Genomic DNA, 25,088 nt, shown 5'->3' with positions numbered 1-25,088 from the left:
TGATAATTAAAACATCGCTTGCTGTTTTAAGTTTTAATTATAAAACTATCAGTTTATGAAAAAGTTAATTACACCACTATTTTTAAGCCTTTGCCTGTTATTGAGCAGTTGTGATGCCGTTGTCGGTATTTTTAAAGCCGGTGCTGCCGTGGGCATTTTCGCGGTAATCGTCGTTATCGCGGTCATCATCTGGGTTATCTCATTGTTTCGCGGCCGCAGCAATTAACAGGTAGATCATGGAAAAAGAGCTGCAGAATTTCAAGATCGCCCGTTTCGCGCTTAATGCCCGCTATGACGACATCGGTGAAACCTCCATCGAACAACTGAAACGCCATCTGCTTGACGCTTTGGGCTCGCTGATCCACGCCGGTAACAAACCTGCCATCCAAAAATTATTGAGGCAATTGCAGGTTATGGGCGAAGGCGGCAAATGCAAAGTGCCGCTTATTGAAAACTTACCCTACGACCGGGCGGCACAATTGTATACAGCGCTTATCCGTTATCCGGATTTTATGGATAATTTTATGGGCAAAGAAGCTACCTGCCATCCCAGTGATAATATAGGCCCGCTGCTGGCAGTAGCGCAGTTTGGGCCGATATCAGGTAAGGATTTCCTTGCTGCCATGGCTGTGGCTTACCAGATAGAATGCCGCCTCGTACTGGAAATCCCGGTTATGAAAGAAGGTATCGACCATACCTTGCTTTTAGGCTACTCGATGACAGCCGGAATTGCCCGCCTGTTAAACCTGACTGAAGAACAAACAGCTCATGCACTTGGCATTACTGGCACTTCAATAAGCCCGATGGTAAGCAGCCGGGCATCATATACCTATGAGTGGAAGGGGTTTGCATCTTCCCTGGATGCGCTGAACTGCGTTAACATTTGCTTCCTGGCCCGAGAAGGGATGACCGGCCCGGTGGCCATTTTTGAAGGTCCCAAGGGCTTTGATGATGTGTTTGGCATGAAGCTGGATTATGATTGGGATAGTGAGACCTTTGAACTGCTACCACGCTGCGTATTGAAGAAATATAATGTAGAAGTACATGCACAGGCCACACTGGAAGCCCTTGACGAGCTGCGCAAACAACAGCAGGTTAATCCGGAAGAGATTGAAAACCTTGAGCTCACCACATTTTTAACTGCCTATCACATCATAGGATCCGGTGCTTACGGCAACCGGCAAATTGTGAAAACGAAGGAGCAGGCTGATCACAGTTTATTCTATGCTGCCGCAGTGCTCCTGCTCGATGGCGAAGTTTATCCCGAACAATATGAGCCGGAAAGAATTAAAAATAACGATGTACAGCAATTACTAAAGAAAGTGAAAGTAAGTACGGGTTTCCCACTGCATCAACCGCTGGTAGTTGCCGGTATCCTTGATCCTTATACCGTTGCATATCCCGATAAAATGAAAACCAAGGTGGAGATCAGCATGAAAAACGGCCAAACCCTAACCAGGGAACAGGAAGATTACCATGGCTTTTTTACCCGTCCGTTTACATGGAATGATACGATTGAAAAATTTCGGCGGCTGAGCAACAATATTGTTTCCGCTGAGATGCAGGACCAACTGATCGGCATCGTTCGTAACCTCGAAAACCTCCCCGAAATTTCAACCCTAATTAACCTGCTGGCAGCTATATAAAGAAATTATTTGAGCCACTATGGTAACTGCAGGGCCATGGCACAGCCGGAGATTTACCGCATGGCAGCCATCAAGCGGCAAAATGACGCACATGATTAACAAGTTCATTCACATCAAAAGGCTTAGCCAGATAATCATTGGCCCCGCATTGTTTCTCGTGCATCGTATGCAACCCGTGACTTGCCGAAACAATGATTATAGGTATATCCTGCATACCCGGATCATTTTTCAAATGTTTACAAATATCGCGGCCATCCATATCGCCCAGCATAACATCCAGCAACACAACATCTGGTCGTAAGGTCTGTATCGCTTCAAGGACGCCATGACCGTTATCCAGTTCGGTCACCGCATATCCCTCCATCTCCAGGATCAGATGTATTAACTCACGAATGTCCTTATCATCATCAACAACCAGGACTCTTTTCTGATAAGAGGCAATCATTATAGTTCTAAAAGCTACGTTTTAACATATTAACATAGCTCTTTTTGCACAAACATCATGCCCTGATATCGGAGGATGATTGAAGAATAAGTAAACATCCCATCGTCTGGCCTGTTTAAAACAGCTTTAAACAGCCACCAACTCTTCGTTTTCTATCGGCACGGTAAAATAGAACGTACTTCCGATCCCGGCCTTACTTTCAAACCATATGGTGCCATTGTTTCTTTCCACAAGCTCTTTACATAATAACAACCCCAGACCGCTCCCCTTTTCACTGGCTGTGCCAAAAGTGGTATATGAGGTATACTTGTTAAATATTTTTGATTGCGCTTCTTCGGGAATACCTTTCCCGTTGTCCCGAACCTTCAGTATCGCAAAGGCCTCGCTTTTTTCCGCGGTTACGGTAACATGATCACCCGCTTTTGAAAACTTTACGGCATTCTCCAATAAGTTCCTGATCACAATATCAATCATAGTTTCATCTCCGAATACCATCACGGGCTCAGCTATCTCCTCACTTGTTACTACCACTTTCTTTTCAGCGGCCCGCTGTTTCAGCAGCATAACATTTTGATCAATTAACTTTCGCACATCAAAACCGGCAGGATTGGGCTGGATTCCGTCCAACTGACTTTTTGCCCAGTATAGCAGGTTTTCCACTAAGCTTGAGGTTATTATCAGGGTCTCATCTATTTTTTCAATCCAATAATCGCTTTCTTCTTCCGACAGGCTTTTTTCCTTTACTATATCCATCATATGACTGATGGTATGGATCGGTCCCCTTAAATCGTGCCCGATAATTGAAAACAGGCGGTCCTTTACGTGTACAAGTTCTTCGAGGTGAAGATTTTGCTCAGATATGTTTTTATTTTGCAGAGCCAGTTGCTCACTGAGCTTCTTTTTTTGCATGTAATTTCTGAGCAGGATAAAAGCGAGCAATACTAAAAGTATGGTGCCCGCAGTTAAAATATCCCGCTTCAGACTTACTTTTTCCAGCTCTTTTTGACCTATAATTTTATTTTTATTTAGCAAATCAATTTGCCGTTCCTTTTTTTCCAGCTCGTAAGCAGACTGCATATTCCTGATAGTTTTCAGTCTTTGTTCGGTTTTCAAGCTATCGTTCAAAGCAACTTCAAGGTTCCGGTAATATAGGGCCTGTTGGTAATTACCCATTTTCTGATGAGTTAAGTATAATACGTTATAGGCGGTTTGAATGAGTTCAACAATACCTGATCTCCTGCTTTCGTCAAGCCCTTTTTGTGCATACAGCATACTCGAATTGTATTTACCTGTATAATAAGATGTAAGTGCCAGGCCGGTATGGCAGTAAGCAACATCTTCGTCGTCGCCTGCATTTTGCGCAATATCAAGCGCCTTATTTAAATAACCCTCGGCAAGCCGGTATTCTTTCTTCGTAATATAATTTTCGGCAATATTGTACATTGCGGCGGCAGTAAAAACCGGGTCCTTTACCTTTTTTGCTATAACCAAAGCCTTTAAGTTATAAGCAATTGCCGAGTCTGACAATCCTTTTTTCTTAAATATCTCGCCAATATTCACCAACGGGCTAAACGTTCCTTCATGCGCGGGGTCGTTTTGCTTCATAGCTATCTTATAAGCCTTCTGACTGTAATAAAGCGCTTTCGAATAATCTTCCATTGAGGTGTACAGGCCGGCGATATTATTATACTCATTTCCGCTTAACCCTTCCATGCCCAGTTTTTCACTAATGCGCAGGCACTGTAAATGACTGTTAAGAGCTTCGGGCCATCTTCCTTTGTACCCGAAGGCTACCCCTTCTGCGAGATATGCCAGTGCAATACCTTTTTCATAATGGATTTTTTTTGCAAGATCAAGGGATTTTTGTGCCATCAGCAGCGCGCTGTCGGCATTCCTGCTCCAATACAACCTTGAAATGGAGTAATAAATCTTCACTTTATCAGTATCATGTTTTGCTTTACCAAGATTTTTAAGCTGCGTATTTATGTTATTGGTTTGGGCACGACATGCGGAAGTACTGATAATTGTATTTCCAATACAAGCCAGGATACCATGCATGATAATACACAGCGTATATAAACGAAGTTTGCGAATCGTTGCCAAGCCGAACATTGATATGTTTTCTAAATGTTTATATAATGCCTTTATTCCCTGACACTTTGAGGCCTGCTCAACACTCCCGCGTGTTAACAACCGAAGGCATGCTGCTTTTTGTGCAGGCGGATAGCGGTAAGAATAAGAACTAATATGAATATATAAATAATCCAGGTATCCAGCGGACAATTATTATCCAGCGGGTCGCTGTCATCACACGGCGCGCCCGGATCATCAGCAAACAGCAAAATGGGGCTTATAACCAGGTAAAAAGTCAATAATATCCTACTGACCCGATAGATTGTTTTGCAGAGGTAAAATTTCATTTTTTATTAAATTTTTTAATTCCAATCAGCCTTTTGGTTGCCTTGTCCGAAATCTCAACAATGTAGTTTCCGGGCAGCAGATTGCCTACGTTCTGTTGTATATTATTGCCATCCGTTTCCCGGTAAAACATTACCTGGCCGGTTATGCCGGTTACCTTAAGTACCACCCTGTCCGGTACATTTCTATTGATCTTAATATAAAGTTCGCTGTTAACTGGATTAGGATAAAGTGTAATTTGCTCATTAATAATACCAGGTGCATTGAAACTTGCCGCTACTATTTTGCTATAGCTGATCGTATTAAAAGCATCATTTTGCTGCAAGCGATAGTAATTGGTTCCTGTTGACGGGAACCTGTCTATATAAGTATAAGATCCGCTGCCATTGCTTAACATTGATGTTAAAAGAACAAATTCCTTAGAGCCGTCCTGCCTTTGCAGTGTAAAGCCCGACAGGTTTCCTTCATGCTCAGTTTTCCAGGTTAACTGAATACCGTCTTTAACCGGGCTTGCCTCAAAACTCAGCAACCGGTAGTTTAATGAACTTTTTTTATGAAATACGATCTCAAACCTGTTTGCGCCGTAGCTGGTTGTATCTGTTTTGTCGATATTGAACGGGTAACGTTTATACTGGCTAAAAAGCAAAGAATCCTTTTTATAATGATCAAGCAGATATACGTCATATCTCGAATCAAGTGATTCAAATCCCGAACCGGAAATTGTACCTGTGGTCGCCGAATTATTAACATTCACAAATAACTTTACCCGGGTAGTGGAATCGATAACATTCATCCTGTTAATGGCGAGCATATTTTGGCTCCTGTATCCGTAGCTGGCCAGTGTCGAAACGTTTCCGATGCCGTTTAACCGGTCTGAATCATAAAAAGGCTCATATTCGTTTTTGGATCCGGGATCAAATAATACTATAATCTCATCCGTATTAACCGAATCAGAGGAGAGTTTCACCCGCATTAACTGGGGCCTGGCTAATGCCTGGCCTTTTTTGCTCATCAACATGTAAAGGGTACTCCCCAGGGAGCTGGGTTGCACTGTTGTTTTGGCAACTTCATTAAAAGTCAATGAAGCCGAGGTTGTAGTAGCCTGCACAAAAAAGCCTTGTCCGCTGGCAATGTAACGCGTTGCATTATTGGTGCCAATGCCCCCCGGGATCAAAGCGGTATAAGTACCATAATTTTTATTGGTGTAATTAAAAACATATATGGTAGCAGATACACCGGGGCCGTAAATACCGTTTGTTGAACTGCTTTGCGAAAAAGTGTCCCAATCAATAGAAGACGCATATGGATTGCCTACCAGATTATAACCGGTTTGTGCTTTGCTTAAAGTGGTGCTGCTGCTGTTCCACCATAGTTTTACCGGGATGCTGCCCTGGTTAAGTGTGCCAACAGCTACCATTGTTGAAGCATCCGGGTCAATATAACTTCCGCCAAATCGGTATTGTTTATTCAGTGCTGTTGTGGAGGTGACATTGTTAACATTATTTCCGGCATAATATAACATGTAGCCATTACCTACCGGAAGCGTTGTTGTTGCAGTGGTGGTGCCTGTGCCGGTATAATAAGATATTGTATTACCCGAAATGTCTGTTAAGCCTTTAAAATTTCCGGAATTAAAAGTAGTGCTGCTTGCAGGCAGGTTCTCTTTGTATAAATAAACCGTAGAGGCAGCGTTGGTGACAGTAAATCCACCTGTCGTCCCCGTTGGTCCGGCAACAAAAACCCCGGAGAAATTCCCCGAATTGGCGTTCAGATAACTGAGGTTATAAGCACCTGTAGTGGTATTTACCGGGGAAGACAGAAGCCGATAATTGCGGGTATTGGTAGCAATAGTCCCGGCCTTGAAATAACGTTCTGCATATACTGTACCTGTAATGCTGTACCCTGATGGGATAGGATCGACAGAGGCCGTTTGAGAGAAACTGCTTTTGAGTACCATAATAGCCCCGGAGGCAACCGCCAGGTTCCCCTTGGTAATTTTGAGCTCGCTGTAAATATCAAGTGTATCACTATTAACCGTTATTGTTCCACCCGCCGAATTATTCACTTCCATAGTGCCCACATGTGTATACCCTGTAGAGGCTGCACCATTGTAGCTTTGAGCGGCACTGGTCCCATTCCAGGTTATCTTTGATGTATTTAAATTATTCCAATCTATTTTTCCGGTGCCCTGGTTATAAATATTGCACCCAACACTTAAATTTGCCTTAAGGCTTATTGAAGCCGTACCGCTTAAAGTAAGCCCGTATACCGAAGCATCAGAATTAATTGTAATACTTTTGCCTGTTGGAATAATTAAAGTAGCTGTACCGTCAAAAGCAGGTGCCTGATTGGTGGTACCAGCGGTGGTGTTATCCCAGTTGCTGGCATCGGTATAAGTTCCTGTAACGCCTTTATAAGTATAGGTTAGTGCGCCCGGTATACTTGCCGCATTAGTGACATTAACAGAGGTTGTACCAACAGTAGTAAACGTTGCCGGGTTATTTTGATTTACATATTCTGCCTTAAGCCAATCTGCCGTTTTTGCAACATTTGAAACACGCGGTTCATCAATTACCCCGTTAAAATAATAGCTGTTCCCCCCTTCTCCTACTCCAATATAAAAGCTGGTATTAGCAGCAGGATTGACGACCGATAGTAATATTTTATATTGTGTTCCATCAACATATGTACTGAGGGTCGTACCTGTATAAACACTTTGTATATAATGCCATGCGCCGCTGGTAAAAGCAGTTGGATTAGGGATACTAAGCCTGTTTGTGGCAATACCTGATTCCGATTCAGGGATGTCATTAGTATAGATCCCCATTTTATAGCCGCCGCTAAACCCTCCTGTTGCATCCTGGTTTGTCATTACTTTTTGATCAAGACCTGTAGCCCCTAATTTAACCCAGGCAGATAAGGTGAAGGGGCCTGTAACAGATACGGCATTGGTTGTAATTTTTTTGCTCGATCCGTTAAAGCTGTAAGCCGTGCCGATTTTACCGGTAACAAGGTCCGCCGAGGTCATCCCGCTGGCAGTGCCCGTATGCCCTCCCGCGGTACCATCAGCAACCGAACCCGTATAGCTCGATTCATTAAAATGGAATACAGCCAGGTAATTACTTGCCCAGGTATTCGCAAAAAATGCCGTATTGTGTGTTACCGTAGGTGATTTTGAACCGTAATAAAAAGATATGATATTGTTGGTAGCATAAGTTAAAGTAGGGATTTGTACCCAGACCAGCAGGGTTCCCGTGGTTTGGTTGTAGCTTTCAACCTGGTAATATAACTCGCTGCCGCCGCTTACAAATGCAAAATCGTAATTGGGGCCGTTGGGATTTTGCACTTTGTCTGAACATGTATTTGTAATGATCAGGTTATTATCCTGTATGCTGAGTAATGCCGGAAAATTGGTAAGGTTTGATGTAATGCCAAGTGAGGTTGTATTTAATGTGATGGTTTCACCAAAAGCATAATTACCATAGGTACCCAGGTTTACAGTTACATTTTGTGTTGATGACGACGAGCAGCCCGCAGCATTGGTTACAGTCAAAGTAATTGTTTTTGTTCCGGGCGTTGCCCATTGTACCGAAAACGGTCCCTGCCCGGTACCGGTTGAAGGTGTGCCTCCATTAAAATCCCAACTATAAGTTGAAGTTGAGGGGTCTGTCCCTGTATAAGTGACAGTAGCGTTTGAGTTAATGTTTACCGAAGACGTTGCAGTAAATGTTGTTGAAGGCAGTGCATTTACAACTGCGGTTACATTTAACTGCGAGGTACAGCCATTTGAACCGGTTACAGTAAGTACATAGGTGCCTGCATTTGCTGATGTAACATTGCTGATTGTAGGATTTTGAGAGGTAGATGTAAAGCTGCCCGGCCCCGACCATGAGTAGGTAGCGCCGCTTACCGTATTGGCCTGGAAAGCAAGTGTACCGCCGGGGCAAACCGGGGCACTGCCTGCACCGTATAACGTATACACTTGAGCCGCAGTTAACTCGGTTTGATAAACAGCTATGTCATCCAGTGAGCCGTTAAAATAATAACTGGATGGTGCACCTGGCCAACTTGCTAAATTGTCATAAGCAACCCGCCAATAACCTGTGTAAGCTCCTGCTGATGTCATCGTAGGATCACTGGCCTGCAGTGCGCCATCTACATACAGGTTGGCCCCATTTGTAGATGACATAGTTACAACTGCATGGTGCCATGCGCCATCAGCATAGGATGCAGTAGTGTTTATTGTGTTATATGTACTGCCAGGTTTAACCCCAAAGTATAGTTGTCCGCTGCTATTCATATAAATATGACGGTCATAACCAAAAGCACTTGAGCTTAACCCGGTTTGTGACGAACCGAAACCAACCAGCTTACCTCCTGCCGAACTTGTTTTAAACCACACACTGATAGAAAAAGTTTGCGGACTAATTAGTATCAGGCTGGAAGTGGCCATGTATTGACTTGAACCATTAAAACTATAGGCACTGCTTGCTGCTCCATAACGATCAGTAGTAAGTGTGGGAGCATTTTGAGGTATTCCATTATTAAAATTACCAGAGGCGTCATTAGCGTTACCTGTAAACGGATAGGAAAGATATAAGCTGCCTGTAGTGGGCGCAGTTGATATAACGGGTTTGGCATTTACTGTTGCAGTTACGGCGATGCGCGGCGTGCTTGTTGCCCCGTTTTGAGTATAGCTTACATAATAAGTAGTAGTTGCCGATATAGTTGGCGTAGTAAAGGTGGCTCCCGTTCCTAAAGATGAGCCGCCGGTAAGAGCTGCATACCAGTTATATACCCCGCCCGACGGGGAGCTTCCTGAAGCTGAAAGCGTTACAGTGCCCGAACCGCACGTTGAACCGCCGGTACCTGTAGGGGCTGTAGGATTAACCGTAATAGAAAATGTATTACTGGTACCTGCACCACTGGCATTATAGCCCGTAACAATATAGTTGGTGGCTGCCATCGCTGCTGTCGGGGTACCGCTGATGCTGCCTGTTGAACTGTTAAAGCTTAATCCGGCAGGTAAAGCCTTGTTTAAAAAAAAGCCGCCGGTTGGCGTAGTTTTGTTTATTTGGTTGGCATAATAGACCGCGGTAAATATGACGCCCTTGCTGTCAACAGCTATCCCCTCAGGATCCGTAAGGGCTTTACTGGTAAGTAACGTACCGCTTTGATTGTAAACATAAACTATATTGGTAGCTGCATTGTCGCCTACATAAAAATTGCCGGCACCATCAATGGTTATGGCTTGCGCTGATGTATATCCGCTAAGAAAAATAGATTGAAATGTGCCGGCCGAATTGTATTTTGTTACATTCCCGGTGCCGTTATTTAATACGTAAATGTTACCCGATGCGTCCACAGCTACTCCAAGTGGAGTGCTTAAATTAGTAGTGGGCAGCGATAGTAACAGTGTACCACTGGTATTGTATTTTTGCACCGTAACAGCGCCCTGATCGGCAATGTAAATATTATCCGAATTGTCGATGGTAATTCCTAATGCATAATTTAAGCTGCTCAGTATGGTAGACTGGTATACGCCACTTGAATTATATTTATATACACTGCCTGTGCCCGGGGTAGCACCCAGGTTCAACACGTAAGCGTTGCCCGATGAATCAAAAACCAGGTCTTTAGGAAGCGACATGGTAGCACCCGTACCAAAGGTACCCAGGTAAGTACCGCTTGAATTATATCTGCTGATGGTGTTGTTACTTGTATTAGTTACATAAATATTGCCGGCCGCGTCGATAGCCATTCCGCGCGGGTTGCTTAAGGTAGCACCCGTAAGCGCTGTCGGCGCACCATAGCCTATCGCGCTAACGCCGTTAGTAACTGAGGGGGTCAAGGTAGTAATGGCTGTGCCAACTGTATAAACATTGGATGAAGTATAGGTAATGATGGGAACAGCGGCAAAAATGTTATTCCCCAGCAATATTAAAACAACCGATAGTAAAAAGTAAGCATGACGCCCTCTCATATTCACAGGTAAAACGTTATTAAATAATATTCTTAATAATATTCAACCTTTATACGGCCAGCCAGATCAATTGGTTTAGTTATTTACAGAAAATCAGTTATTTGAACAAAGTATTATAAGCACGCGATCAACACTTAAACATACGCTCAAATAATATAAAAACTAATCATTCGATTGACGTGCAGGAAAATAAGCAGCGAAAAGATTTCGGCTTTATTGCCCGATGACCGGCGAACAGGAATCGCCTTTATTTTCAAAGATTATTATATGCCGACGGCTACCCTATGAAGGATAGCCGCCGGCCTTCTTCTTTGCTGACCAAACAATAGTTGGTAACCCTTAAGGTTAGACTTGTAAAAAATAGTTAATCAGGGGAAAGCGAAATAATGGCACCGTAACGGCGGCAACGCATGATCTTCTACAAGACACCTATATTTCAGATTGATACTCAACGTTAAAAGGCATTTTCGGTATCCAGATAAAAGAACATTTATTAAAAAAGTTACATTCCACCGAAACAGATCCGAAATCAACCATCCGCAACCGCACAATCACTGTGCGAAAACGAACGATTCCAAGACACACACACATCGCATTCAATTGACTTACAATAAATTAATCATTTGGCACACATTTAATGCATATTCTTGAAGCAGGCCTGTCTGCGCATCGGTGGCTGCCAATTAAACAATCAATTTTATGATCAAAAATTATTTAATAATTGCATGGCGTAACCTTATCAAAAACAAGGTACACTCTGTTATCAATATCGCCGGGCTATCTGTTGGTATGGCAGTAGCTATGCTGATCGGCCTGTGGATATGGGATGAGCTATCCTTTGATAGCAATCATAAAAACCGAGACACTATTGCCCAGGTAATTCAAAATGTAACCAATAACGGGGAAGTGCAAACATGGCAATCAGTTCCGCTGCCCCTGGCCGCGGAACTGCGCAAAAACTACGGAAGACTTTTTAAGCAAGTGGTGAACAGCGCCGGTTATGGCGATCACATGCTGGCGCTTGACAACAAAAAACTCAACCGTACCGGCATGTTCATGGAACCTAACGGCCCCGAAATGTTTACATTGCAAATGCTGAAAGGCAACCGCAATGCGCTTATCGATCCTTCATCTATCCTGATCTCCGCTTCAACGGCTAAAGCTTATTTTGGCGACAGTGATCCGACCAACAAAACTTTAAAGATTGATAACCATTACAATGCAAAAGTTGGAGGCGTGTTTGAAGACATGCCCTCAAATGCCACATTTGCTGGCCTCAATTTTATCGCGCCCTTTGATATGGGGTTTACTGCCAATGACATCAGATCGATGCGTGAACCATGGCGGCCAAACTTCTGTACGCTATATGTTCAAACTGCCGAAGGCGCCGACCTATCGGTCATCTCATCAACAATAAAAGATGCCAAGCTGCGTAATGTGAGCGCTGTTCTCGCTAAAAAGAAACCTGCGCTGTTCCTGCAGCCCATGAGCAAATGGCATCTTTATGATGAATTTAAGGATGGTAAAAATACAGGCGGCCGTATCCAGTATGTATGGATGTTTGGTATTATTGGCGTATTTGTGTTGCTACTGGCCTGTATCAATTTCATGAACCTGAGCACTGCGCGGTCTGAAAAGCGTGCCCGCGAGGTGGGTATCCGCAAGGCTATCGGCTCGGCCAGGGGCCAGCTGATCTATCAGTTCTTTAGTGAATCGGTATTATGTGTATCCTTTGCCTTTGTACTTGCGCTGCTTTTTGTGCAATTGAGTTTGCCTTTTTTTAATGAAGTAGCCGGCAAACAAATAACTATCCCCTGGACTAACCCTTTTTTCTGGCTTATGGGAATAGGCTTTACCTTGTTTACCGGCATAGTGGCAGGTAGTTACCCCGCTTTTTATTTGTCTTCTTTCCAACCTGTAAAGGTACTGAAGGGAGCTTTCAGGGTTGGAAAAATGGCTGCCCTCCCCCGCAAAGCATTGGTAGTGCTGCAATTCACAGTATCTGTTACGCTAATTATAGGCACCATTGTTGTTTTCAGGCAAATACAATTTGCAAAAGACAGACCTGTGGGTTATACCCGCGACGGGTTATTATCAGTTAACCCGGGTACAGACCAAATCCATAAAAGTTTCGAAGCCGTAAAAGATGAACTTTACAAAATCGGCACAGTGGTTTCCGCAGCAGAGGGAGATGTAAACCCAACACAAACCGCGGGCAGCACCAGTGCCATTGAATGGAAAGATAAAGATCCGAACCTGAGCATAGATTTTCAGCAGAATGGCGTTTCGGCCGGCTACGGAAAAACCGCCGGATGGCAATTCAGGGAGGGACGGGAATTTTCTAAAGATTTTCTGACTGATTCAACAGCGGTAGTCATCAACGAATCCGCCGTGAAGTTTATGGGGATGAAGGACCCTTTAAGAAATAGTATTACTTTTTATGGCGTCACTTTTAAAATCATCGGCGTGATCAAAGATATTATTGTCGATTCGCCATACGGACAGGTGAAGCCATGCGTTTACTTTTTTAATAAAGATGCCGGAGGCGCCGTATTACTGCGTATTAATCCAAAGGTGAGCGCCGGTACTGCTATAGCAAATATCCAGAGGGTATTTAAACGTTTTAATCCTGAGCAGCCCTTCCAATATACTTTTATCGACGGGGCCTTCGCTCAGAAATTTGGTAACGAGCAGCGCATCGGCAGGCTGGCCGCATTCTTTGCCGGGCTGGCAATCTTTATCAGTTGCCTTGGATTATTTGGCATGGCTTCCTTTATGGCCGAACAACGTGTGAAAGAAATCGGCGTTCGCAAGGTGCTGGGGGCAACAGTTTTCAACCTTTGGCGGTTATTATCTGCAGATTTCATTAGCCTGGTCATGCTTTCATTACTGTTAGCTACACCGATAGCGTTTTACCTGATGCACAACTGGCTCCAGCATTTTGATTACCGGGCGGGTATATCGGCGTGGATATTTATTATTACCGGTTTTACAGCGCTTGTCATCACACTGCTTACGGTTAGCCTACAGACGATAAAAGCAGCGTTAACAAGCCCGGTAAAGAGCCTAAAAAGCGAATAACCGGAAAATTCCGGTTACGGTATAGTGGGGTGAAGTTAAAAAAAGACCTGTCGTTAATTTTATTTGGCAGGTTTTCGCTAAAACGATAAATGCCGTAATGTTAAATTTTTACTAAGCCGTTATGCTAACCATTAAGTTACCTGTTTAAAGATCGCGCGCAATTTGCATTACTTTTTCCGCTTCAATGCGACGGTGGATCTCATGCACCATGCTGTCCATTTCCCGCGCGCATTCGCGGAGTTTTGAAAAAATCTCTCTTCGCTCGTTCTCATCTTCTGCCATATCCAGCAAGTTTACCAATCCGAGCATAGTTGCCACAGGCCGCCTGATCTCATGCGAGCTTATCCACGCTATCTCACGGAGTAAACGGTTCTGCCTGTTAACCTCTTCTTCTTTTTCTTTACGGTAAGTTATATCCTGACAAACGATGATGTAGCCCTGAAAAGCGTTATCTTCATCATATGCAGGGGTTAACTGGGCTGATACCCAAACCGGGGTTCTGTTTTTGGTATAAATGATCGTATCAATACCAAAAGCTTCCCTGGCCTGCTGTTTCCTTAATAACGTTTGGATCACCGGGTCATCGGGATCTGTCAAAAAATCACCCGGCATCTTATTTACCACCTCTTCCATGGCGTAACCGGTCAGCTCTACAAAGGCATTATTTACCCATTGCACCCTGCGCAGATCATCTGTAATAAGCACCATATTATTTACCTGTTTGATGATCCCTGCCAACCGCTTATTTTCCTGGGTGCTGCGTTTAAGGGCATCAATATCTCTTACCGCTCCTATCAGTCGTATCGGTTGCTTCTGTTCGTTATATATAAAATACCCCTGGTCCATCACGTATTTATATTCACCTTTACCGCAATTAAGCCGGTATTCGCATTCCCAATTGGTTAAACCGGCACGGCTGATCCTTTCCTGGCTGCTCACTACTTCTTCCATATCATCCGGATGGATCAGCGACCGCCACCATTCCAGTTCATAACTGATTTCGTCGAGCGATATTTGCACCAAATGTGTAAGGCTTGTATTGTATATCAGTTTGTTTTCAACAATATTAAGGTCATAAACAACATCCCTCGTCGCCTGGGCCACCAGTTCGTAACGTTCAACTGCTTCTTTTAACCGTTCGTCTTTAAGCCTGTCTTCGGTAATGTCGGCGAAGTATACGGCAACACCTTCATCGGTAGGATAAGCAGCCATCCTGAGCCAGCGCTGCAGGATAACCGAGTAATCTTCGTGCCTTACAATAACCCTTTCTTCAAGCGCTTTATGGTAAACATGATAAAACTTATTTTCGGCTTTAGGAAAAAACTCAAAAATACTTGCACCAATAATCTGGCTTCTGTCTGTTTTAACCATCTCCCGAAAGATGTCGTTTATCCGGGTTATCTTCATTTGGCGGTCGAGCTCAAAAAAGCAATCGGTAATACTGTTCAGCGTATGCTCAAAGCTATACTGATACCGATTACGCTCCATTTCCAATTGCTTGAGCTCAGTAATATCCTGTAGCGAACCTGCTATCTTAAGTTCCTGCTCCCCGGTGCTTTCAACGCGGGCAAGCTGCCGGATATAACGGGTTGTGCCATCCAGGGCAGTGATGCGGTGCGTTACATCGAGTTGTTTACCGGTACTGATGAGCTCATGCAAAGCGTTGATCATCAGCGGCCGGTCTTCCGGAAAAATGTGATTTACATAAATATCGAATGCTTCGCGCCCATCCCGCTTCAAACCTGCGATGCGATAAACTTCGTCTGACCATATCAGCTTGTTTTCACGGGGGTAGAATTCCCATCCGGCCACCCGCGACAACAACTGGGTTTCACTAAGCTTGTGTTTTTCTTCTAAAAGCTCCTGGTTTACTTTTTCAAGAGCTTGCTCAAATGCTACCCGTTCGGTCATGTCACGAGCCATAACCATGATATGGGGCTTTTTATTGAACCAGATTTTATGCGAGGTAATATTTACATAAATCAGTTGCCCGTCCTTTTTAATGTGACGCCAGGTACCGCTATCATTGAGCTTACTGTCTACCCGATCGGACGAAGCAATCACATTCTCCCGGTCTTCCAAAGGCCTGATATCCAATATTGTCCGTTGCCTGAACTCCTCCGCACTGTAGCCATAAACCGCAATTGCGGCATCGTTTACCGAAATGAAACGGAGTGTCCCCGGCTCGTAAATCCACATTGGGTTTGGATTGGATTCATACATGCTCCGGTATTGCTTTTCGCTCTGTTTCAACCTTCGTTCTTCTGACCTGATCAAAACGTAAAGAGCAATTGCTGTAACCATCACAAACAGGCACCCCTTTCCTAAACTCAGCCACAGGTATTGGTGGGGGCTAAGTATTCCTTCGAAATAAAACAACAGCCGGTCACTGAACAGGATCCACAGCAGGCTAATCAACAAATAAGCAAAGGCAATTCCGAACGCCCCTTTTCTCATATATAGTCAGTAAAATCAATAAAGTTGTTAAACGTTATTGTTAATTAGTAAGTTACCAATTAAAAAAATTAAGCCCCTGAATTAAAATTAAACCGTTGTATAAATAGCAAGCCCCAATAATTGTAACATCTATGTTACCTTCGATATTTATTACCGGTAACGCCAAACCATCCCTTTGGTTTTTTTCGTAAAAACATAAATTATTGTATACCACTTAACATCATTGATACCCGGTATCTCCATGCGACTGAACTTTACCCGCAATTTACAGCTCGGCTACGGGTTTTCGATATTGATCCTGCTGATCGTCGGATTCTTTTCCTATAATACGATTAATAATTTGCTAAATAGCAATAACGCTGTTGGCCACAGCACGCTGGTGATCCAGAAGCTTGAACAAGCTATTTCATCGATGAAAGATGCAGAAACAGGGCAGCGTGGCTTTCTGCTTACCGGCAAAACCGCCTTCTTAGGCCCTTATAAGGGTGCCTATCTCAAAACACAGCGCCTGATTAGTGAGGTAAGTGCCTTAACCGCCGATAACGCTCTGCAGCAAGCCAACCTGGCAAGCATTCAAGCGATACTAACCCGGCGAATGGCCATCCTGGAACAACTTGTTTCAAAAAAACAACATCAACAGGTTGTTTCCACAGCCGATCTGGAAGAAGGAAGATCTGCCATGGATGCATTGCGCCTTGCCGTTGACCATGCAGAAGATACCGAAAGCAAACTATTGGACGAACGCAGGGCGGTTTTGGAACGTTATACCTTTGTTGCTCCTGCAGCCATAATCGCAATGCTCATACTCGCCGTTGTGATCGCCTCTCTGTCATATATTAGTGCAATTCGGGATGTAAAGGTAAAAGAACGCCTGCAGCAGGAACTGGAGGTGAAAGAACAGGAGACCGCGGCTTTTAACGAGGAGCTTACCGCGGCTAATGAAGAGATCAGCACAACAAACGAGGAACTCCTCTCAATCAATGGGGAGCTTTTGGAGGCACAGCAGGCACTTTCACGGATGAACGGATCGCTGGAGGAATTGGTAGCTTCACGCACTAAATCCCTTGCAGAAAGTGAAGAGGAAACGCAAGCTCTTAATGAGGAGCTTACCGCGATTAACGAAGAACTTGCGGCATCAAACGAAGAAATGCTGGCAAGTAATGAGGAACTACAAAAAAGCAGGGACGAAATACAAAAGAAGGAGCAGTTATTCCGTTCTATCGCCGTCAATATTCCCCGCTCGCTGGTCCTCGTTATTGACAGAGAACATAACCTGATAACGATGGAAGGTGAACTGATGCAAAAATTAGGGTACAATGGAGATAGTTATGCAGGTTTACATATGGCCGAACTTAACTCTCCGGAGCGATATGCCATAACCAGGGAGTATTATGAGCGGATGTTGAACGGTGAGCAGATAAGGACCGAACTTAAAAGCACCGGCGGCCATGATCTGCAGGTAGATTTTGTACCATTAACAGATGAACGGGGAATGGTGTATGCCGGACTGGTGATCGCGCTTGACATATCCGATCAGAAAAAAGCAGAGGAACGCAGTGCCAAACTGGCCGCCATCGTAGAATCATCAGATGATGCAATAATAGGCAAATCGCTGGAGGGGACGATCACCAGCTGGAACAAATCGGCAGAAAGGATCTTTGGTTACCCGGCCTCCGAAATGATAGGACAATCTATTCTTAAACTGGTTCCGGAAGACCGGCAGGATGAGGAACCGCAGATCATAACCCGCCTGAAAAACGGGGAACGCATGGAGCATTTTGAGACAAAAAGGCTGGCAAACGGTGGTCGTGTCCTGGACGTATCCCTAACCATTTCGCCTATACGCGACAAACACGGAAAGATCACCGGGGTTTCCAAGATCGCCAGGGATATTTCAGAACAGAAACAGGACGAGCTGCGAAAAAATGATTTTATAGGTATGGTGAGCCATGAACTTAAAACCCCATTAACCTCACTAATGGCGTTGATCCAGGTAGCTAATCTCAAATTGAAAAATAATCCTGATAGTTTTCTCGCGGGCGCTATGGAAAAGGCGGAGATCCAGGCGAAGAGAATGAGCAGCATGATCAACGGTTTCCTGAATATATCGCGCCTGGAATCAGGTAAAATCGCTATTAATAAAGAATTATTTGATTTGGACCTACTGATCAGGGAAGTTGTTGAGGAATACGGGCTCACTGTTTCCACTCATATTATTGACATTGATATCAGTAATCATGTGCAGGTTAACGCCGACAGGGAAAAGATCGGCTCGGTAATTTCCAACCTGATTAGCAACGCCGTTAAATACTCGCCCAAACGCGGGAAGATTGAAGTGAAATGCGCTCCGGTCAATGGCTTTGCCCAGGTTAGCATAAAAGATGAGGGGATGGGGGTTAATGCCCAGGACCTGCCGAGGATCTTTGACCGTTATTACCGGGTTGAAAGTAACCAAACCCGTCATATTTCAGGTTTCGGTATAGGGCTTTATTTAAGTGCCGAGATCGTCCGCCGGCACGAAGGACAGATCTGGGCAGAAAGCGAAAGCGGTACAGGATCTGTTTTTCACTTCAGTTTACCACTGGCTTAAACCGAGCATCATTACGGGTAACCGGGGATTTTTTATTAATTTACCTATCGCACCCGTTAAAGTTTAAAGTAACATACGATGCCCGAAAAAAACACCATTCTATTTACATTGCATCACCTGGGCAATAGCGAACGTATCCATACACTCCCCGGGCAATATCATAGTTTAATGTCGCTCATATGTGATAAGCTGGCAATTCCGGGCTTTGGGCTGTGCTGCGGAATGGGGAGCTGCGGCACCTGTTTGGTACAAATTACCGGCCATCACTCAACAATTAAAAGAAATGTATTGAGCTGCAGCATCCTGATCAATGAGGATCTATCAAATACGGATATATTTATACCGGATAGAATATATTAAAAGATCCCGTGAATGCTGATATAGCCTTGCTAATGTTTTTTTTATGCTATTTCTTTTTCGATGTTGTTAATCATTTCTTTTAACAAAGCTTTAAAATCACTGAATGCTAATAAATTACATCACACAAGTATAGCTTTTAAATTAGCAGATGTACTTGAATATACCTAAATTTAAAAAAAAGATTGATGCAGACAGGCTCCCAACCAAAGATGAAACGAGCTGACACGATACGAAAATGCAAACTGATTATCCTGTGCTTTCTTTTGGCCATTTCGGCAAACGCGCAGGAAATTACCAGGCGCCATGTTGATTCTTTGCTTTCGCAAAAAAGCTTCCTGGGTTCTGCCGCCAACCGCATCCATGTTGCGCTGCAACTGGCGGAGTTTTTCACCCATCTGCGCCACCCTTCCACTGCACAATTGGATAGTGCTTCTCACTTTATTAACCAGGCCGAACAGCTTAATTACCGCTCTCCGCAGTCTGAAACCAACTTTCGCATTGCATTGATCCGTTCGGCTTTTTACAAGTCGAAAGGCCAATCCAAAAACGGCCGCGCATTGCTTGAACAAACCACACAGCAAATTAAGCAGGCACATAACTGGGCGCTGCTCGGTAAAGCTTATTTTGAGTTATCTGAATATTACAGTCAGGATTTTTTGCAGCAAACCATGGTTTCCCGAATTCGCTATTTAAATCTGGCCGTCGGTGCTTTTGAACGTACAAACCAACTGGTTGAACTTGCCAGGTGTTACCGGTTATTAGCCGACCTGCACCAGATGATGAATGATTATACCCTTGCTTTTGCCGAAACTAAAAAGGCATTAGCCTATTATGACCAGGCTCACTACACCGAAACCCAGGGGCTTTACGCGTTATTAGGAAGGCTGTATTATACCCAGGGCGACTATAAAACAGCTATCAGCTATGAACTAAGGGCCCTGAAAATTGCCACCGCAAGCCACGCGGATAATGTGAGGTTAATATGCCAGATCAACAATAACCTGGGCTATGATTTTGTAAAGCTTGGCGACAATCAAAAGGCCATCAATTATTTTTCACGTGCTTTGGAAATTGCTAAATCAGAGAAAGATAATGCAACCATATACCTGCTGGCAGGCAATATAGTTGATGTTTACCTCCGGATGCATCAGCCCCAAAAAGCCAAAGCCTTTTTAACACAGGTGACTCAAAAATTTGCGCATCCCTCCGGTAAGTTATATGAAGGAGGCGATGAGGTAAGTCAAACCTATCTTAAAATTTACCTGGCATTAAAACAGTATGATACGGCTAAACTTTACTGCGACAAACTGATACAACAAACCAACAATCCCAACCTCAATTTATATGCGCGGACCAGCTATTATGAACTGATCATTAAGTTTTACACCGCAACCGCAAGGTTTGCCGAAGCGTTAAAATACCTCAAAATGAACCAGGACCTATTGAGGAAGATTGGTAATGACAATGACCTTGGCACCAATGAAACTCTTTGGTTTGGCCTGGATACCAGCCGGAGACAGTATCAGTCGGCTATTCATCATCTTATATCAGCCAATACCATCAAAGACTCGATATTTAATACCACCAAAAGCAAACAGATTGAGCAGTTGCAAATTGAGTATGAAACCCGGCAAAAAGAAGCACAAATTACACTTTTAAACCAAAAGAGCAAGCTTGAGCAGGCTAATTTACAGCAGGCCAACCTGGTTAAAAACCTTACTATCGGCGCCATATTTTTATTGCTGGTCATAGCGGCTTTATTATTCAGGCAAAACGTACATAAGCAAAAAAGCAACGAGGTGATCACTTCCAAAAACGTTTTGCTGGAAGATCTGCTGCTACAAAAGGAATGGTTGTTGAAAGAAGTACATCACCGTGTAAAAAACAACCTGCAAATTGTAATGAGCATTCTGAACACACAATCGGCTTATTTACAAAACGATATCGCGCTTGAAGCAATTCGCGGCAGCCAGCACCGGGTAAATGCTATCGCACTTTTACACCAGAAACTCTACAGCAGTACAACCACCGCCCTTGTATCTATGCCCGCTTATATCGGCGAATTGATCGATTACCTGAGCGATTCATTCGATACAGGTTACAGGCAGATCAAAATAAACCAGGTATTAAATCCTCTTAACCTTGATCCGGCCCTGGCGGTACCCATCGGTTTAATATTAAACGAAGCTATCACCAACGCTATAAAATATGCTTTTGATCATAGGGGCGGCGAGATCAAGGTGAGCCTGTCAACATCAGACGATGAAAACGCAATTTTAAAGGTATCTGATACCGGTCGCGGCCTCCCTCCCGACTTTGACTTTAGTGAAGCTAATTCCCTTGGGATGGAAATGATGAAAGCGCTTGGCAGACAGTTAAAAGGGAAATTTGTAATTGAAAATGGCCATGGCGTTACCGTAATGATAACCTTTCCTATTGAACAAAACCGGGAAGAAGCTTTTGTAGAAAAGGACTATTTATAGTGCACGTTAATTGAAAACCCTTCGACCCGGCAAAATCTTAGATTGTTCATAAATATTTAACATATCACAATGAAAAATAAACTTCTTTTAATCAAAAGCTTTTCGGGTTGATCGTTGTTTTTTCACAGCGCAGTCGTTTTATTACCGTTAGCTTTCGTCTTCTAAAAACTTGAAGTAAAGCACAATATTCACTAACACTTTTCGACCAATGATTGAAAAAACTAAAAAAACTTATTTATTTATACCAGGTGGGTGACATGGTGCGTGGGTATTTGATCCAATAACAACGCGAATGAAATCGTATGAAAAAGATTGTTTTTCTTTAACATTACCCGGACTCGAGCAAAAAACCGTTAGCCAACACAAGATCATCAATTTGACAACTCATATTCAATTTGTCATTGATTTTATTGTTGAAAAGAAATTGACCAATGTGATATTATGCGGGCATAGCTATGCTGGAATGGTTATTACAGGTGTAGCTGATATTATTCCTGAAAATATTTTCGGGCTTGTACACATAGATGCCTATATTCCAAAAGACGGGGATTCATGTTGGAAGCTAACTAGCGATCAATATCGCGAGCTTTTTGCAGCTGGCGCCGCGGCGGATGGATTTAATGTAGTTAGCAGACCAGGTTCTGATAGTAGAAGGCGCCCACACCCTTTGGCTACCTTTATGCAAAGTCTACGATTAATTGGTAACTACAAGCAAATTCGAAATCTTACTTTTATCTATCTCAGCGGCTGGGAAAATACTCCTTTCCGGCAACTATATGAATTACATAAAAATTCTCCGGAATGGCGAGTGGAGGTGATTGATTGTGAACATAATGTTATGGAGCATCGCCCCGATGAATTGACTGAAATTTTACTGAGTATAGATAAATAGGTCATTTACGTAGTCCTGACCCATAATATTTGAATGATGCGATACGGCAAATCAGTCAACAAACGAGGAAACTCTCAAAGACAATTTTCTTCTTCGGTCTGAAAATACAGCCATTCAACCGAGCTATAGCCCAAATGCCAAACAGGTTCATGATTGTATTTATTTTTAGGAGTTGTTAGGTCGAAAAAGAAAGTGAAGACTATCTGAATGCTTTTTAAGACAAAAACATATTTTCACAGAAATGGTTAATTAATCATGCGTTTGCGTCTTTGTTTTTTGATATGCTTTTCAATATCAGGCTTATGGGCCGCAGCGCAGACGTTAGTAACAGGGCAAGTGGTAGATGCCTCCAGTGGTGAGCCCCTCGCATCAGTTTCAGTGACTTTTGCAGGTAGTAATATTGGCACCCAGGCAGATTCGCTGGGACGGTTTCGGCTGGCCGGAGCAGTAACGTTTACACAGGTAGCATTTTCACATGTTGGTTATTTACCCACCGTCAAAGTAATTGTACCCGGGCAAGCGAATAAATTACAAGTATTGCTTGAACGGGATGCTAATGAGCTGGCAAATGTAACGATAACCTCGGTGAGAGGGCAGCGTTATCGCAACAAAGGAAATCTGGCAGTCGCGCTCATTCAGCAAGTGATCGATCATAAGCAGGAGAACCGGGCAGAGGCTGCAGCTTATTTGCAATATGAACAGTATGAACGAATGGGGCTATCTTTTTTTAATTTACCGCAGAAAGTGGTTGAAAGTAAATTTTTTAGCCAATATAAGTTTATGTTGGATACGGTGCAGGGGCAAACTTTTTTGCCAGTGTTGCTGGAAGAAAAGCTCTCGGACATTTATTTTCGAAAGGAACCGGAGAAGAAAATACAGATACAGAGAGCCTATAAAGGCGTTAATATATTGCAGTTTATTGACACCGCGGGGGTTAAACTTTATGTAAATCAACTGTACGGTCATCAGGTGGATATTTATGAGAATAACCTATTTATTATAGCTAACCAGTTTTTGAGCCCGATAGCGGATCATGCGCCAAATTATTATAAGTTTTTTATTACAGATACCATTAGCACAGCTATGGGTAAACAGGTGGAGCTCGCTTTTACGCCGCGTACAAAAGGAGATTTGTTATTTGAGGGCAAGTTGGTTGTGACGTTGGACGGACGTTTTTCAGTAACCGCCTGTGAATTAAGGCTAAATGGGAAGATCAATGTAAATTTTGTTAGAAGCTTTGATGTACTGTTAGATTTTGCCCGGCAAACCGGCGGTCGGTATGAACTGGCCAGCAGTAGGGTTAAGGCAGATTTTGGGCTGACTAAAAAAGGTTGGGGTATATTTGGTGAGCGTAAGGTGATATATCGTAACTACAAAATCGGCGCGCCGCAGAGTGCGGCATTTTACCAGGGTGAGACTTTACAGGTGGCTACGGGCAAAGCTGGTTTTGATACGCTTAGCAAAGGCCAGGCACAGGTTTACGAAAAGTTGTACAAACTGGAACAAATGCCGTCTTACAAAAGAACTATGTGGTGGCTGTCTACACTTACGGCGGGCTATGCCGATACGGGGCCAGTGCAAATCGGACCAATTGCACATTTTTTATCTTTTAATAGCCAGGAAGGCCTGCATTTGGAATTGGGCGGACGAACTACTCCATTGCTGGATAGCACCTTTTATTTTGAGGGATATGGCGCTTATGGCACTAAAGACCATCGGGTAAAAGGGAATGCAATCGCTTATTTTTCTTTAAATAAAACAGCGCCCTATCGTTTTCCTAATAATTATTTTAAGGTAAGCTATTTATATGATGTAGATGTACCTGGTCATACTTTTTCGGTAACCAACCGTGCTACAGCATTCTCATCTTTTCAAACCGGAAAAACCAACTATTGGCTATATAGCAGAATATTTGAGCTACAATACTTCCGTGATTTCGAAAATCATTTCTCGTACATTCTGGGTTATAAAAACTGGCAGCAAACACCTGCTGCAGCACTGGTTTATCAAAAAAATGATGATGGTAGTTTGGTGAACAATTTAACTACCAGCGAGCTAAATCTTCACTTACGCTATGCGCCGCACGAAGAGCTTATTCAGGGCAGCCGTACGCGTCATAGTATCCATAACCCTTATCCTATTTATGACCTTCTTATTAACCGTAGCTTTGGTGGCAAGTATGCATATACCGACTTTGGAATTAACATTTATAAGCGCTTTTATCTCTCTCAGGCAGGCTTCACCGATGTTACCCTGCTCGGCGGCTACGTGCTGGGCAAAGTGCCTTTTCCCTTGCTCAATATCAGCCCCGCCAATCAATCGCTCGCCTACAATCGAGATGCTTATAATGCCATGAACTATCTTGAATTTGTGAGCGATCATTACGTTGGCCTTAACCTTACGCACACCTTTAACGGCTTCCTGCTAAACAAAGTCCCGCTAATCAAGCATCTAAAATGGCGGGAATTCATCTCTGCCAAAATATTGTACGGTGGCTTGCGTGCCGAAAATGATCCGGCTCAAAGCACAGGCCTTTATCGCTTACCTGCTGCAACCAAAGGCTCCAACGGCACCTACACCCTTGGCAGCATACCGTATGTTGAAGTCGGGGCCGGTATAGCCAATATTTTCAAATTTTTGCGGATCGACCTTATTCGCCGTTGCAATTATCTTGACCAACCCGGCGCACGCGTCTTCAGCATCAAATTCAGTTTCCAACCTGAATTTTAAAAC

At 43.5% G+C, this 25,088-nt stretch carries 12 protein-coding genes and 1 pseudogene; 8 read left to right on the top strand and 5 right to left on the bottom strand.

All coding sequences use genetic code 11. The features are described from left to right. Nucleotides 1-55 precede the first annotated feature (55 nt). Nucleotides 56-226: a hypothetical protein gene (locus IEX80_RS02120; protein WP_175489925.1), complete on the top strand. Its 171-nt coding sequence runs from the start codon at nucleotides 56-58 to the stop codon at nucleotides 224-226. Between the two features lie 10 nt (nucleotides 227-236). Beyond that, nucleotides 237-1,646, top strand: a complete 1,410-nt coding sequence (locus tag IEX80_RS02115) for an MmgE/PrpD family protein (protein ID WP_188831782.1) — start codon at nucleotides 237-239, stop codon at nucleotides 1,644-1,646. Between the two features lie 70 nt (nucleotides 1,647-1,716). On the opposite strand, the gene IEX80_RS02110 is transcribed toward IEX80_RS02115, so the two are convergent. The 4 genes from IEX80_RS02110 to IEX80_RS02095 all read right to left on the bottom strand — a co-directional run bounded on the left by IEX80_RS02110 (nucleotide 1,717) and on the right by IEX80_RS02095 (nucleotide 10,492). Further along, the gene (locus IEX80_RS02110) at nucleotides 1,717-2,091 is read right to left on the bottom strand and encodes a response regulator (RefSeq protein ID WP_090525106.1); all 375 of its coding nucleotides are present in this window, start codon (nucleotides 2,089-2,091) and stop codon (nucleotides 1,717-1,719) included. 126 nt (nucleotides 2,092-2,217) lie between these two features. Further along, nucleotides 2,218-4,194, bottom strand: coding sequence for a tetratricopeptide repeat-containing sensor histidine kinase (locus IEX80_RS02105; RefSeq protein WP_188831781.1), 1,977 nt, complete (start codon nucleotides 4,192-4,194; stop codon nucleotides 2,218-2,220). 83 nt (nucleotides 4,195-4,277) lie between these two features. After that, nucleotides 4,278-4,511, bottom strand: a complete 234-nt coding sequence (locus IEX80_RS02100) for a hypothetical protein (RefSeq protein WP_188831780.1) — start codon at nucleotides 4,509-4,511, stop codon at nucleotides 4,278-4,280. Beyond that, nucleotides 4,508-10,492: a DUF2341 domain-containing protein gene (locus IEX80_RS02095; protein WP_188831779.1), complete on the bottom strand. Its 5,985-nt coding sequence runs from the start codon at nucleotides 10,490-10,492 to the stop codon at nucleotides 4,508-4,510. The genes IEX80_RS02100 and IEX80_RS02095 overlap by 4 nt, the downstream gene beginning before the upstream one ends. 699 nt (nucleotides 10,493-11,191) lie before the next feature. Between IEX80_RS02095 and IEX80_RS02090 the strand changes: the two genes are divergently transcribed. Next, nucleotides 11,192-13,573 (top strand): ABC transporter permease, encoded by a 2,382-nt coding sequence (locus IEX80_RS02090; RefSeq protein WP_188831778.1) that lies wholly within the window; start codon nucleotides 11,192-11,194, stop codon nucleotides 13,571-13,573. Nucleotides 13,574-13,717: 144 nt separating this feature from the next. On the opposite strand, the gene IEX80_RS02085 is transcribed toward IEX80_RS02090, so the two are convergent. Continuing rightward, a complete protein-coding gene (locus IEX80_RS02085) occupies nucleotides 13,718-16,030 on the bottom strand; it encodes a PAS domain S-box protein (protein ID WP_090525095.1) in 2,313 nt (770 codons plus the stop codon). A 241-nt stretch (nucleotides 16,031-16,271) separates the two neighbouring features. Between IEX80_RS02085 and IEX80_RS02080 the strand changes: the two genes are divergently transcribed. The 5 genes and pseudogenes from IEX80_RS02080 (at nucleotide 16,272) to IEX80_RS02060 (ending at nucleotide 25,085) form a co-directional block, all read left to right on the top strand. Then, on the top strand, nucleotides 16,272-18,620 hold the full coding sequence (locus IEX80_RS02080) for a PAS domain S-box protein (RefSeq protein ID WP_188831777.1): 2,349 nt from the start codon (nucleotides 16,272-16,274) through the stop codon (nucleotides 18,618-18,620). A gap of 78 nt (nucleotides 18,621-18,698) precedes the next feature. After that, the gene (locus IEX80_RS02075) at nucleotides 18,699-18,980 is read left to right on the top strand and encodes a 2Fe-2S iron-sulfur cluster-binding family protein (protein ID WP_188831776.1); all 282 of its coding nucleotides are present in this window, start codon (nucleotides 18,699-18,701) and stop codon (nucleotides 18,978-18,980) included. Between the two features lie 209 nt (nucleotides 18,981-19,189). Continuing rightward, nucleotides 19,190-21,463, top strand: coding sequence for a tetratricopeptide repeat-containing sensor histidine kinase (locus tag IEX80_RS02070; RefSeq protein WP_188831775.1), 2,274 nt, complete (start codon nucleotides 19,190-19,192; stop codon nucleotides 21,461-21,463). Nucleotides 21,464-21,731: 268 nt separating this feature from the next. Further along, nucleotides 21,732-22,355, top strand: a pseudogene (locus IEX80_RS02065) (alpha/beta fold hydrolase); the annotation flags it as partial. Between the two features lie 255 nt (nucleotides 22,356-22,610). After that, nucleotides 22,611-25,085, top strand: a complete 2,475-nt coding sequence (locus IEX80_RS02060) for a DUF5686 and carboxypeptidase-like regulatory domain-containing protein (RefSeq protein WP_229701485.1) — start codon at nucleotides 22,611-22,613, stop codon at nucleotides 25,083-25,085. The last annotated feature ends 3 nt before the right edge of the window (nucleotides 25,086-25,088 follow it).

This window comes from Mucilaginibacter rubeus, assembly GCF_014643835.1.
In the GTDB taxonomy this organism is placed as follows: Bacteria; Bacteroidota; Bacteroidia; order Sphingobacteriales; family Sphingobacteriaceae; genus Mucilaginibacter; species Mucilaginibacter rubeus.
Note: the sequence above shows the minus strand (reverse complement) of the source record. Positions and strands in the feature narration are given on the sequence as shown.

Bases quoted from the DNA above. Each gene is read 5' to 3' on its own strand.
- IEX80_RS02120 (WP_175489925.1), top strand. From the start codon at position 56: ATGAAAAAGTTAATTACACCACTATTTTTAAGCCTTTGCCTGTTATTG.
- IEX80_RS02115 (WP_188831782.1), top strand. From the start codon at position 237: ATGGAAAAAGAGCTGCAGAATTTCAAGATCGCCCGTTTCGCGCTTAAT.
- IEX80_RS02110 (WP_090525106.1), bottom strand. From the start codon at position 2,091: ATGATTGCCTCTTATCAGAAAAGAGTCCTGGTTGTTGATGATGATAAG.
- IEX80_RS02100 (WP_188831780.1), bottom strand. From the start codon at position 4,511: ATGAAATTTTACCTCTGCAAAACAATCTATCGGGTCAGTAGGATATTA.
- IEX80_RS02095 (WP_188831779.1), bottom strand. From the start codon at position 10,492: ATGAGAGGGCGTCATGCTTACTTTTTACTATCGGTTGTTTTAATATTG.
- IEX80_RS02090 (WP_188831778.1), top strand. From the start codon at position 11,192: ATGATCAAAAATTATTTAATAATTGCATGGCGTAACCTTATCAAAAAC.
- IEX80_RS02085 (WP_090525095.1), bottom strand. From the start codon at position 16,030: ATGAGAAAAGGGGCGTTCGGAATTGCCTTTGCTTATTTGTTGATTAGC.
- IEX80_RS02080 (WP_188831777.1), top strand. From the start codon at position 16,272: ATGCGACTGAACTTTACCCGCAATTTACAGCTCGGCTACGGGTTTTCG.
- IEX80_RS02075 (WP_188831776.1), top strand. From the start codon at position 18,699: ATGCCCGAAAAAAACACCATTCTATTTACATTGCATCACCTGGGCAAT.
- IEX80_RS02070 (WP_188831775.1), top strand. From the start codon at position 19,190: ATGAAACGAGCTGACACGATACGAAAATGCAAACTGATTATCCTGTGC.
- IEX80_RS02060 (WP_229701485.1), top strand. From the start codon at position 22,611: ATGCGTTTGCGTCTTTGTTTTTTGATATGCTTTTCAATATCAGGCTTA.